General features: G+C 60.5%; 13 protein-coding genes. 5 read left to right on the forward strand and 8 right to left on the reverse strand.

Annotated elements, in window-relative coordinates; all coding sequences use genetic code 11:
- The first annotated feature begins 159 nt into the window (after positions 1–159).
- The 5 genes from pepN to CAURI_RS13215 all read left to right on the forward strand — a co-directional run bounded on the left by pepN (position 160) and on the right by CAURI_RS13215 (position 5,932).
- Entirely contained in the window at positions 160–2,688 is a 2,529-nt protein-coding gene (gene pepN / locus CAURI_RS13195) for an aminopeptidase N (protein WP_010188057.1), read from the forward strand.
- Positions 2,689–2,827: 139 nt separating this feature from the next.
- Positions 2,828–3,370, forward strand: coding sequence for a sigma-70 family RNA polymerase sigma factor (locus tag CAURI_RS13200; protein WP_010188059.1), 543 nt, complete (start codon positions 2,828–2,830; stop codon positions 3,368–3,370).
- Positions 3,371–3,424: 54 nt separating this feature from the next.
- The gene (gene trxB / locus CAURI_RS13205) at positions 3,425–4,351 is read left to right on the forward strand and encodes a thioredoxin-disulfide reductase (protein ID WP_010188061.1); all 927 of its coding nucleotides are present in this window, start codon (positions 3,425–3,427) and stop codon (positions 4,349–4,351) included.
- Between the two features lie 7 nt (positions 4,352–4,358).
- Entirely contained in the window at positions 4,359–4,682 is a 324-nt protein-coding gene (gene trxA / locus CAURI_RS13210; protein WP_010188062.1) for a thioredoxin, read from the forward strand.
- Between the two features lie 65 nt (positions 4,683–4,747).
- Positions 4,748–5,932, forward strand: coding sequence for an N-acetylmuramoyl-L-alanine amidase (locus tag CAURI_RS13215; RefSeq protein WP_010188064.1), 1,185 nt, complete (start codon positions 4,748–4,750; stop codon positions 5,930–5,932).
- Positions 5,933–6,091: 159 nt separating this feature from the next.
- Here the strand turns inward: CAURI_RS13215 and CAURI_RS13220 are convergent, their stop codons facing one another.
- Genes CAURI_RS13220 through rpmH form a run of 8 tightly spaced genes read right to left on the reverse strand, consistent with a single transcriptional unit; the run spans position 6,092 to position 11,028 of the window.
- Positions 6,092–6,667 (reverse strand): hypothetical protein, encoded by a 576-nt coding sequence (locus CAURI_RS13220; protein WP_010188065.1) that lies wholly within the window; start codon positions 6,665–6,667, stop codon positions 6,092–6,094.
- Between the two features lie 6 nt (positions 6,668–6,673).
- On the reverse strand, positions 6,674–7,729 hold the full coding sequence (locus tag CAURI_RS13225; RefSeq protein ID WP_010188071.1) for a ParB/RepB/Spo0J family partition protein: 1,056 nt from the start codon (positions 7,727–7,729) through the stop codon (positions 6,674–6,676).
- 6 nt (positions 7,730–7,735) lie between these two features.
- On the reverse strand, positions 7,736–8,584 hold the full coding sequence (locus CAURI_RS13230; RefSeq protein WP_010188073.1) for a ParA family protein: 849 nt from the start codon (positions 8,582–8,584) through the stop codon (positions 7,736–7,738).
- A gap of 10 nt (positions 8,585–8,594) precedes the next feature.
- Positions 8,595–9,224, reverse strand: coding sequence for a 16S rRNA (guanine(527)-N(7))-methyltransferase RsmG (rsmG, locus tag CAURI_RS13235; RefSeq protein ID WP_010188075.1), 630 nt, complete (start codon positions 9,222–9,224; stop codon positions 8,595–8,597).
- 23 nt (positions 9,225–9,247) lie between these two features.
- Positions 9,248–10,237 carry a membrane protein insertase YidC gene (yidC, locus tag CAURI_RS13240; RefSeq protein WP_010188077.1) on the reverse strand — a complete coding sequence of 330 codons (990 nt, stop codon included), beginning with the start codon at positions 10,235–10,237 and terminating at the stop codon, positions 9,248–9,250.
- A gap of 9 nt (positions 10,238–10,246) precedes the next feature.
- A complete protein-coding gene (gene yidD / locus CAURI_RS13245) occupies positions 10,247–10,525 on the reverse strand; it encodes a membrane protein insertion efficiency factor YidD (protein ID WP_010188079.1) in 279 nt (92 codons plus the stop codon).
- Positions 10,513–10,881, reverse strand: a complete 369-nt coding sequence (gene rnpA / locus CAURI_RS13250) for a ribonuclease P protein component (RefSeq protein ID WP_010188081.1) — start codon at positions 10,879–10,881, stop codon at positions 10,513–10,515. Before rnpA ends, yidD begins: the two co-directional genes overlap by 13 nt.
- A 3-nt stretch (positions 10,882–10,884) precedes the next feature.
- Positions 10,885–11,028 carry a 50S ribosomal protein L34 gene (gene rpmH, locus CAURI_RS13255; protein WP_003847033.1) on the reverse strand — a complete coding sequence of 48 codons (144 nt, stop codon included), beginning with the start codon at positions 11,026–11,028 and terminating at the stop codon, positions 10,885–10,887.
- Positions 11,029–11,827: the final 799 nt, after the last annotated feature.

The raw sequence follows: 11,827 nt of genomic DNA on the forward strand, positions 1-11,827 counted from the left end.
TAAAGCGCGAAACCTATTCGTAGGAAGTAGTTCTTAGTTGTTGCCCGTAGTGCCCATTTTGGTACTGCGGGCAACGGCTTTTTTGTTGCGGAGTTGTTTGAAACAACTTTGAGTGACCGGCATGTGATACGCACCGCAGCGACGTTTAAGATGTAGCGCATGACTACCGCAAACCTCACCCATGCAGAAGCTACCGCCCGCAGCGCCGCGCTGCGCCTGAGCACCTACGAGCTGCACCTCGACGTCACGAGCGCGCCCACCGACGCCGATTCTTACGAGGTCACCTCGCGTATCACGTTCACCACCACCGAGCCCGAGACCTTCGTGGATTACTTGGGCAAGGCCGTGCACGCCGTGCGCGTCAACGGCGAAAAGGTGGAGAACACCTTCGACGGTGGACGGGTCTACCTGAGCAACCTTCCAGTGGGGGAGGAACTCACCGTGGAGATCACCGGCTCCTCCTATTACTCCCGCACCGGCCAGGGCCTGCACCGCATGCACGACCAGGCCGATGACACTACGTACCTCTACTCGCACCTCGAGCCATCCGATGCCCGCCGCATCTTCCCCTGCTTTGACCAGCCGGATCTCAAGGCCAGCTACGCGGTACACCTCACCGGCCCTCAGGGCTGGCAGCTGCTCAGCAATCAACCGGAGGTTGGCCGCGAGAAGACTGAGGGCGGGGAAGTGGCACACTTCGCGCCGACCCCTCTGCTGTCGACGTATTTGACGGCGTTTGCGGCGGGGCCGTACGTCGAGAAGCACAGCACCTGGACCGCACCCGATGGCTCCTTGGAAGTGGAGCTGCGCGCCTTTGCCCGCGCCTCCATGGCTGAATACCTGGATGATGAAATCCTGCAGGTCACAGCACAAGGCATGGACTTCTTCCACAGCAGTTTTGGCTACCCGTACCCGTGGGGCAAGTACGATTCCATCTTCGTTCCGGAGTACAACCTGGGCGCCATGGAGAACCCCGGCCTCGTGACGTTCACGGAGCACTACCTCTTCCGTTCCGCCGCCACCCGCGCGCAGCATGCCGGGCGCACGAACACCATCCTGCACGAGATGTCGCACATGTGGTTCGGTGACTTGGTCACCCCGCAGTGGTGGGATGACCTGTGGCTCAAGGAGTCCTTCGCGGAATTCATGGGCGCGGATTCCTCCGTGCACGCCACCGAGTACGCCGAGGCGTGGGTAAACTTCGCTGGCCAGCGCAAGAACTGGGCCTACCTGCAGGATCAGCTGCCCACCACGCACCCGATCAAGGCCGAGATCCTGGACGTGGATGCCGCACGCCAGAACTTCGACGGCATCACTTATGCCAAGGGTGCGGCGGTGCTCAAGCAGCTGGTGCACTACGTGGGCCGGGAGAACTTCTACGCCGGCGCGCGCGACTACTTCCAGGAGCACGCCTTTGCTGCCGCCACCTTCGACGACCTTCTCAAGGCGCTGAAGAAGCACACCGACCGCGATCTCGACGCCTGGTCCACCGCCTGGCTGCGCACGTGGGGCCCGGATACACTGACCCCGGAGTTGCACGCAGACGGAGACAAGATTCACGAGCTCGCCATCGCGGTCGAGGCCGAGGACACCACGCGCCCGCACCGCCTCAACGTGACGTTATTCGACAACTCCCTGAACAAATACGCCACCCTCGACGTCGATCTGGAGGGCGAGCGCACCATCCTCGACGAGGCATCTGGACTTCAGGCGCCGGCATTGTTGCTGCTGAACGACGGCGACCACACCTACGCCAAGGTCCGCTTCGACGAGACCTCCTTGGAGACCATCCGCACGCGCCTGTCTGCGGTTCCGGATGAGCTTTCCCGCGCGGTCATCTGGACTTCCCTGTGGAACCTCACCCGCGATGGCGAGTGGCCCGTACGCTCCTACCTGGACACGGTGCTCAACCACGCCCCGGCGGAGTCCAACCCGACGCTTCTGACCACTGCCTTTGCCAATGCAAGCTATGCCATTGACCACTTCGTGGGCGAGGGTGTTCGCGAGGAGATCCGCGCCGACTACGCCGAGCGCCTCTGGGAGGTTCTACAGAAGGCCCCGGACGGCTCCGACGCACAGCTCACCTTCGCCCGCGCTGCCATCCAGGCGCTGGCCGCCACCCCGGAGGAGTCCGGCACACAGCGCCTGCGCGCGCTTTACGACGGCTCCCTCGACGGCCTCGCCCTCGACCCGGACATCCGCTGGGCCATCCTCCGCGCCTTGGCCGCCCGCGATGCCGTCAGCGCCGAGGAGCTGGAGGCGGAGAAGGAGCGCGATAACACGCTCACCGGTGCCGCCGCCTACCTGGGCGCCTCCCACGCTTTCCCATCTGCCGAGCTCAAGCGCGAAGTCTTCGACCTCGTGCGCACGCCGGGCAAGTACTCCAACGCGGAGGTGGATTCCCTGCTCGCGGCGTTCAACGCGCCGCGCTCGGCCCACCTCACCGAGGCCTTCGCCCAGGAGTATTTCGATTCTCTGGCGAAGCTCTGGGAGGAGCACCCCATCGAGATTGCCAACCGCCTCGTCCGCGGGCTCTACCCGGATCTCGCAATGGCCGACGCCGCTACCAGCGATTTCTTGAGCAGTGAACGTCCGCGTGCACTTCGCCGCGTGCTGCTGGAATGCCAGGATGCGCTGCGTCGCGCGCAACGCGTGCGTGCGTGCCGCGCAGTGATCGCGGCACGTTAGAAGCGGCGCGTAGCGGACAGCAGAATCTTCCCGTAAACTCGCAGACACATTAACGGGGGGACAATCACAAACCATCAGCTTCGGCTGGGGGACTGTGTTGACCCACTTGTCATTGCTCAAGTTTCCGGGGGGATTCTTAGTGTCAGCACAGCCGACCGATCGTGAACTCGTCGATGCCTTCATTGGCGGAGATACCAAGGCCTTTTCAGCAATCGTCGAAAAGCACCGCGCGCGCCTGACCGCCATGGCGCGGCGCTATACGCGCAACGATGATGATGCACAGGACATCGTGCAGGAGGCCCTGCTCAAGGCCAGCTGCAATATGGCCTCCTACCGGCACGATGCCACGCTGAGCACGTGGCTGCACCGACTGGTGATGAACTCCGGCTATGACTTCCTCAACCACCGCTCGAACCGAGAGAACGCCTCCCTGGATGCAGAGATCATTGAGGATGACCGCAACTATGCGCTCGCGCACAACCCTAGCGAAAACCTGGCGGAACGCATCACGGTGGCCCAAGCGATGGAAACCTTGCGCCAGGACCAGCGCGAGGCGCTCTACCTCACCGATGTTGCAGGCTATCCCATCGATACGGTGGCTAAGGTACAAGGCGTGGCGCCTGGGACGGTGAAGTCACGGCGAGCTCGAGCTCGGCAAGTGTTGCGTGCGGCGATAGACTGAGGGCGAGTAGAATCTGAGTCTTACTTAAAAATTATCGTTACAAGGGAGTTTTTAGTGACTATCCACGATGTCGCCATCGTCGGCTCCGGCCCTGCCGGCTATACCGCAGCGCTCTACGCAGCACGCGCCGAACTCAATCCCATCGTCTTCGAGGGCTTTGAATACGGTGGCGAACTCATGAACACCACCGAGGTAGAGAATTACCCGGGCTTCCAGAAGGGAATCATGGGCCCTGAGCTCATGGAAGAGATGCGCGCCCAAGCCATCCGCTTCGGTGCCGACCTGCGCATGGAAGTTGTAGATTCCGTCGAGCTCGAAGGTGAGGTGAAGAAGCTGCATGTGGGCGACGAGGTTTATGAAGCCCGTGCTGTCATCCTCGCTACCGGTGCCGCTCCGCGCTACCTGGGTATTCCGGGCGAATCGGAGCTAACTGGCCGCGGCGTGTCCGCGTGTGCCACCTGCGATGGCTTCTTCTTCAAGGACCACAACATTGCCGTCGTCGGCGGCGGCGATTCCGCCATGGAGGAGGCCACCTTCCTCACCAAGTTCGCCGAAACCGTCACCATTATTCACCGCTCGGAGAACTTCCGCGCCTCCAAGATCATGCTGGAACGCGCCAAGGAGAACCCAAAAATCAAGTGGCTGACCAACACCACCGTCGAGCGCGTTTTGGAAAAGGACGGCAAGGTCGGTGCTCTCGAGGTCAAGAACGTGCTGACCGGTGAGACCAGCGAGCTGGACCTAACCGCCATGTTCGTGGCCATTGGCCACGATCCGCGCTCTGGCTTCCTCAACGGCCAGGTAGAGACCGATGAGGCTGGCTACGTGGTGGTGGAGCAGCCCTCCACCAAGACCTCGCTGCCAGGTGTCTTTGCCTGTGGTGACTTGGTGGATGACCACTACCAGCAGGCCATTACCGCTGCGGGCTCCGGCTGTCGCGCGGCCATTGATGCGGAACATTTCCTCGCCGAGAACCGTTAGTAATCACATGAGAAACATTAAAAACGTCACTACTGATTCCTTCCGCGCTGACGTCGTAGAGGCAGGCAAGCCAGTCGTCGTGGACTTCTGGGCCGAATGGTGTGGTCCGTGTAAGAAGCTGTCCCCGATCCTCGAAGAGGTTGCCGAAGAACTCGGTGAGGACGTCTCCGTAGTCAAAGTCAACGTCGATGAAGAGCGCACTTTGGGTGCCATGTTCCAGATCATGTCCATCCCATCTGTGCTGATTTTCAAGGACGGCGAGAAGGTCGATGAGTTCGTTGGACTGCGTTCCAAGGCCGACATCGTGGCGCAGGTAAAGAAACAGCTCTAACTGGTATTCTTTAACTCGTTGTTGGCGCACTGTAGTGCGCCTCCTTGATCACGAAAGGGGTAGGTGTGAACCGCGTTTTACGTGTAGGTGACCAGAGCGTTCGGGTCGCCGAAGCACGCGCAACCCTTGCCCGCCTCGGCCTGATGACTGATTACCAGGGGACGTTGTCCGACTGGAAGAAGCAAAAGTACTCCGAAGCCGATAAACACTTTGATAGCGAGCTGGCGGAAGTTCTTAAGGCCTTCCAGCAATCACGCGGCATCGTGCCCAGCGGCGATATCGATGAGCTCACCTTGCGTGAACTGCGCCAAGCCTCTTACACCTTGGGCGCACGCGTGCTGGCCTATGAGCCGGGCAACGTGCAGGTGGGCGATGATGTCTCCCAATTGCAGCAACAGCTCCAGGAGCTCGGTTTCTACCAGGAGCGCATCGATGGCAATTTTGGTGCCCGCACCTATGCGGCCCTGGCGGAGTACCAGTTGAACTCTGGACTGCGCAGTGACGGAATTTGTGGCCCGGAGACCATCAACGCGTTGAACCTCTTGGGTCGGCGCATCACCGGCGGCTCAGCGCACAACATCCAAGAACGTGAGCGTGTCCGCAATGCGGGACCCCAATTGGCCGGCAAGCGCGTTGTCATCGATCCCAGCCTGGGCGGTTTCAACAAGGGCCGCACGGTCAAGGGCCGCTTTGGTGACATCACCGAGGAAGAGATCCTTTGGGATTTGGCCGAGCGAGTTGCTGGCCGCATGATTGCCGCCGGCATGGAGACCATCATCTCCCGCCCGCGTACCGATGATCCTTCTATTCATGATCGCGCCGATATCGCCAATGCCTTCGGCGCTGACTTGGTCATTTCGCTCGCCTGCGACGAGTACCCCACAGAGAAGGCCAATGGCGTGGCCACCTTCTACTTCGGTTCGGAGTCCGGCAATTCTTCCCTCATCGGGGAAACGCTCTCCGGCTTCATCCAGCGTGAGATCGTTGCCCGCACCGAACTGGGTAATTGCCGCAACCACGGCCGCACGTGGGCGCTGCTGCGCCTGACTCAAATGCCGGTGGTCCAAGTAGTTCTGGGGTACCTGACCAGCCCGAAGGACGTGGCTGTTCTGACCAACCCGGATCGCCGCGATGACATCGCCGAGGCCATCGTCGTCTCCGTTAAGCGCCTCTACCTTCTCGACGACGACACCGCCGTGACCGGCACCTACCGCTTCGACGAGCTGCTGCGCGCGGAGCGCTCTTCTTAACGGAGCCTAGGGGGTGCCGTCCAAGACGGTTCCCCTCAAACGGTTCCAGTCAAACGGTTTCCTTGCCCCCCAAACAAACCTTCTACGACGTTCTAAAAGGTTTCCTTGCCCCCAACAGAACCGTTTGAGTAGAGCCTTCTTACTAGAACCATCCTGTATCTAGGCCAGGGCACGGGCTAGGAGGTCTTCGACTGCGGCAGCCGTGAGCAGGTCGAATGCAGGGGGCAGCTCAAGGCGCAAGCGCGGAGTAATGGGGTGATCGCGCACCACCATGAACCCGGCGGATTCCAGCGTTTCCACAGGTAAAAGGCCGATGCGGCCGGGCTTATCCCGCAGAAGATCTTCTGCGGCTTGGGCACCCCGGTAGCCAAAAGCCTCGACAGCGCTAGCTTCGCGGGAGGTGAGGTGCATAATGGTGGCGTCGAGAAGCACCGCCTCCAGGCCCTTTGCCGCACGGTGCGACTTCACGAAGAGCGAGGACACGAGCACAGCATCCTCCGAGACAGGGGAGGTGGGCAGCTTCGCGGCACCGGGGGCAAGGTCAGGCGGGCAGAAGAACACCGTCGCCTCATCACCCACGGTGAAGCCGCATTCGCCGCAGCGCAGCAGCGTGGCGCTGATCCATGCTTCCTTCTCGAAGGCCGGATCAGCGACCGTGGTCTTCAGCTCCCAGAAGATGGATCGGGCCGCCAAGGGGTTGATGGCAACACCTTCCGTGACGGCCTGAACGAACATGGTGGGCTAGCTGCTTTCCTTGCCCTCAATGAGCGCCAGAATGCGCTCAAAGTCTTCCTGGTCACCGAATTCGACGACCATCTTGCCCTTGCGCTTGCCCATGGTGACGGTGACCTTGGTGTCGAAGCGATCTGCCAGACGTTCAGCGGAATCGGTGAAGAACTGCGGCTGTGGGGCGGCAGGCTTCTTCGTTGGCTCGGCCGGCTTACCGTCCCGCTTGTACAGGGTGACGGCTTCCTCCGTGGCGCGCACAGACAGGCCCTCGGCCACAATGCGGTTGGCAATGAGCTCCATGGCCTCAGCATCCGGCAGGCCCAGCAGCGCGCGGGCATGGCCGCCAGACAAGGTGCCAGCGGCAACGCGCTTCTGCACGCTGACCGGCAGCTTCAGTAGGCGAATCATGTTGGTCACCTGCGGGCGGGAGCGGCCGATGCGGTCAGCCAACTCATTTTGGGTAACCCCAAATTCTTCAAGAAGCTGCTGATAGGCGTGCGCCTCTTCCAACGGGTTGAGCTGCACGCGGTGGATGTTCTCCAGCAGAGCGTCCCGCAGGAGGTCATCATCCTTGGTATCGCGCACGATAGCTGGGATTGTAGCCAGGCCCGCCTTGGAGGAGGCGCGCCAGCGGCGCTCACCCATGATGAGCTCGAAGCCGCCCTCCTCAGCAGGGCGGACCACGACCGGCTGCAGCAGCCCAAATTCCTTGATGGAGTGGACCAGCTCCGCTAGATCATCCTCATCGAAGACAGTACGCGGCTGCTTCGGGTTGGGCATGATGTCCCCGACGGAGATCTCGCGGTACGTCGCACCAATCACCGAAGGCTTGGCCTGCCGCTTCTTCGATCCAGAAGACTGCTGGATGGTGGGCGCACCCTGCACCTTTTTCGGCGCAGAACCGTGAGCCCCGCCAGTCGAAGCACCAAGGATAATGTCAGCCGCCGAATCCCCAAGGCGCGGCTTGCGGGAGGGCGCACCCGGGCCGGACGGAATGAGAGCGGCCAGTCCCTTGCCTAGTCCGCCCTGGCGCTGCTCCGGCTTCTGCTCTGCCTTCTTATCTGCCACGGTGTCCTATCCTTCCAATTCCGCGAAAATCTCTGGGCTCACGCCAATGGCACCCGTGGTGGGGTGCGGCGTGTAGTCTCCGCGCTTGTCCAGCTCGCGTGCAGCGGCGGAGTAGGCGCGGGCGCCTGTCGACGACGGGTCATAAGCAATAACTGTCTTACCATAGCCCGGCGCCTCCGAAACACGCACAGAACGCGGGATGACGTTGCCCAAGACGACGGCGCCGAATTGCTCACGCACCTCATTGGCCACTTGCTCAGCCAGCTTGGTGCGGGCGTCGAACATGGTGAGCAGCACGCCGGAGATGTGAAGGTCCTCGTTGAGATGCTCCCGAATCATGGAGATATTGCCCAGCAGCTGGCCCACGCCTTCCAAGGCGTAGTACTCACACTGAATGGGAATAATGACTTCCTCTGCGCACGTCATCGCATTGATGGTGAGCAAGCCTAGGGACGGTGGGCAGTCAATAAATACGTACTCAAAGCCATGCTCTTCGAGGAAGCCGTTGTGCAGGGCGTCATACAGGCGGAACTCGCGGCGGACCAGGGAGACCATTTCAATCTCTGCGCCGGCGAGGTCGATGGTGGCCGGGATGCAGTAGAGGTTCTCATTATCGGGGGAGTGCTGCATCGCATCCTCCGCGCTGCAGTCACCTAATAGAACCTCATAGCTGGATTTAGTGCCGGAAGTATGCTCCGCGCCCACTGCGGTGGAGGCGTTGCCCTGCGGGTCCAAGTCGATCACCAGGACCTTCTTGCCGGCCTCAGCGAGCGCGGCGGCAAGGTTAACGGCGGAGGTGGTTTTACCCACGCCACCCTTCTGGTTCGCGATGGTGATAAGACGAGGATGAGTCATGCCGTCTACTTTAGTTCACGCGCGGGACACGGATAATCGTGGTGCCGTGGATGGTCATGACCTCGGCTTTTCCGCCACCAGCGCGCTTGATATCAGCAGCATCGCGCTCCAGCTCCTCATGCACTGAGGAACCCTTGAGAGCGATCATCTCGCCGCTTTTGCGCACCAGCGGCAGGGACCACTTGGCCAGCTTGCCCAGCGGTGCCACCGCGCGGGAGGTCACGATGTCGGCACCCTTAACGGCCTTCTTCACCGGACCTTCCTCGGCGCGGCCGCGAATGACGGTGACATTATCGAGGCCCAGCAAATCGACGACCTCGTTGAGATAGGTCGAGCGCTTGAGCAACGGCTCGATGAGGGTGATGTTCAGATCAGGACGCGCAATGGCGAGCGGGATGCCGGGTAGGCCGGCGCCACTGCCGACGTCGATAAGCGTGGCGCCCTCCGGCATCACCTCCGCGACCACGGCGCAGTTGATGAGGTGGCGCTCCCACAGGCGCGGGACCTCGCGGGGGCCGATAAAACCACGAGTGGACCCGTCCGTGGCGAGCGAATCGTGATACTTCTGCGCGAGCGGCAGACGCGATCCGAATACGTCAGACGGGTCCAGTGGCACAGTGTCGGACACAGATTCAGTCACTGTGAAAACTCCTGGGTTAAGTTCTAGTTATTGTTCTTGCGGCGCTGCTTCTTGGAGCGATTGTCCTTCTTGCGAGCACCCGGCTTCGGAGCAGAGGTGCGCTTGAGCTCAGCCTTGGCGGCTGCCTCCTCTTCTTCCTCGCGGTCCATCTTGGCGTAGACGATGCGGGTCTGGAAGAAGGTCCACACGGTGTTAGCCAGCATGTAGAAGAGCAGGCCGATGGGCCAGATGAAGCCGGAAAAGACCAGCATTGCCGGCATGAACCACAGCATCATCTTGTTCATCATGGCCATCTGCTGCTGCATCATTTCCGCGTTCTGACCCTGCGGGGTAGCGGTCTTGCCGGCGGCGCGGCGCGCCTCCTGGCGGTTGAGGGTCATGCGGGCGTTGAAGTGTGTGAGCACCGCAATGATGGCAATGAGCGGCACGATGATGACGGCCGCCTGCATGGTAGTGGTTTCCTTAACAATCTCCAGACCGGAGTTCAGGCGCAAGTTGGCCACCAGCGGCACGCCAAAGATCTTCGCGTCCACGAACTGCTTCACCAGCTCGGGCTCGAAAATGTAGTTCGCAATGGAGGCGTTCATCTCCTCCGACATTGCTTCACCCGCCGGGTGGCCAATGCCACCGGCGACGGCAACAGTGCGGTCGAAGGAGCGCAGCACGTGGAACAGACCAATGAACATCGGGATCTGCGCAAACATGGGAAGGCAGCCCGCCACCGGGCGGACGCCAGATTCCTTGTAGATGCGCTGCATCTCCTGCGCCGCCTTGGTCTGGTCATTGGCGTACTTGGTGCGCAGTTCCTGGATTTGCGGCTGGATCTCCTGCATCTTTCGGGAAGAGCGCAGCTGCGTAATGGTCGGCTTGACCATGATGGCCTTGAGCGTCCATGTCAGAAGAACAATGGCGATGATCCAGGTTCCGCCCCATGCGGAATCAAGAACGAAGCTCAAGAGCCAATGCCAGAACCACAAGACGGCTGAAATTGGCCAATAGATGAAATTAAGCACGAGAGTTATTTACCTCAGTTGTTGTTTGGTCGGTACCGGATCAAACCCGCCCGGGTGCCAGGGACCGCACTTGCATAACCTGGCGAGGGCCATGCCCGATCCCTTGAGGGCTCCATGAATCGATATGGCCTCGAGGGCATAGGCACTGCATGTCGGATCAAAACGACAGGTGGAGACCATCTTAAGGCCTGATAGGTGCTTTTGGTAGAAGCGCACCCCGTGAACCAGGACTCTGCCGAAGCCGCGGGCTTCGGGGATCTCCTCACCTTGGGAGTTCAGATATCCCATGTGCTTAGCGCTTTGCGGATATCACGCTCAAGGCGTTCACTGGTGGCCTCGCCGCTGGCGGGCAGGGCGCGGATGACGATGTCAACGTTGGCGGGCAGCATTGTCCCTTTGACACCATCGCGCATGAGGGACATGCACACATGACGAAGCCGTCGGGAGGTGCGGTGGCGAACCACGGCATTCCCGACGGCCTTCGACACGATGAGACCGAACCGCGGCCCAGTGGCCGCGATGGCGTCTTCACCGTCATTAAAGCGCAAATGCACGACGACAGTGCGCGTGCCCGCCCGGCGCCCGCCCTTGATAGTCCTCCGAAATTGCCTCGGGGACGTGAGCTTGTGCTGGGCTGGAAGCATGAATTAAGCGGTGAGCTTAGCGCGACCCTTCTTGCGACGAGCGGCGACGATGGCGCGGCCGGCGCGGGTGCTCATGCGGGTACGGAAGCCGTGCTTGCGAGCGCGACGACGGTTGTTCGGCTGGAAGGTACGCTTACCCTTTGCCACGATTAACTCCTTGAAGTTGTTGGTGGATGGCACAGCCTCGCGCCACTGATGGCGGTGGGCTTAAACATCCACTAATGAATGGTGTACGTGGGGATGAGGCTTCGCACTTTAAGCGCCGTGAGGCGTGGCGAGGCATTCCCACATGCAACATGTGCACCATGCACTGTTGCGATAGACCATCACAGGTTACGTGACAGATAGTGCGCGAAACAAATCGACACACTGGGTGTCCCCGAAATTACAAGGATGTTTTTATCCGCAGCTAGGACGCCACTTTTTGCCCACATGCAGCGCGGCTAGCGCCCCCTCCCGCTGTCCGCCCACCGCGCTAGGCGCCACCGTGTCGAGCGCGCATAAAAGTGCGTTAGACAGCGCCCCTATAACGCGGTACAACTGAGGAATCGAATTCCACAGTCACCCACAGGATGTGGATAACTCTCAATCATAACTTGAGACTTTTGCTGTTTACGCAGGTCAACTGCATTAAGGAGCCAATTCATAGTTATCCACAGTCATAAGATAGGCTGTGGATAAACCACCTATCCACACCTGTGGATAACTTTGTGGAAACCGAGGTTACGCGCTAAAACATCGTGTGGAATCTCCGGTGGAAATCACAAACTTCTTGTGATTTCTCGTTCCGTATCTCTTTCTTATCCATCCGTCCATCCCCGATTCTCACCCAGAGTCACGCAGTAAATATTTTGGTTCTCAAGGCCACTTCTTCCCAGAACCACATAGGTGTGGCCGCCTCTTCGGCAGCACCGCGTGAACTTTAACTACACAGAAGGTAGGCGTT

Origin of the sequence: Corynebacterium aurimucosum ATCC 700975, assembly GCF_000022905.1 — a bacterium.
In the GTDB taxonomy this organism is placed as follows: Bacteria; Actinomycetota; Actinomycetes; order Mycobacteriales; family Mycobacteriaceae; genus Corynebacterium; species Corynebacterium aurimucosum_F.

Excerpts from the sequence above, each read along its gene's own strand:
- pepN (WP_010188057.1), top strand. The coding sequence starts at position 160 with ATGACTACCGCAAACCTCACCCATGCAGAAGCTACCGCCCGCAGCGCC.
- yidD (WP_010188079.1), bottom strand. The coding sequence starts at position 10,525 with ATGGGATATCTGAACTCCCAAGGTGAGGAGATCCCCGAAGCCCGCGGC.
- CAURI_RS13230 (WP_010188073.1), bottom strand. The coding sequence starts at position 8,584 with ATGACTCATCCTCGTCTTATCACCATCGCGAACCAGAAGGGTGGCGTG.
- trxA (WP_010188062.1), top strand. The coding sequence starts at position 4,359 with ATGAGAAACATTAAAAACGTCACTACTGATTCCTTCCGCGCTGACGTC.
- CAURI_RS13220 (WP_010188065.1), bottom strand. The coding sequence starts at position 6,667 with ATGTTCGTTCAGGCCGTCACGGAAGGTGTTGCCATCAACCCCTTGGCG.
- rnpA (WP_010188081.1), bottom strand. The coding sequence starts at position 10,881 with ATGCTTCCAGCCCAGCACAAGCTCACGTCCCCGAGGCAATTTCGGAGG.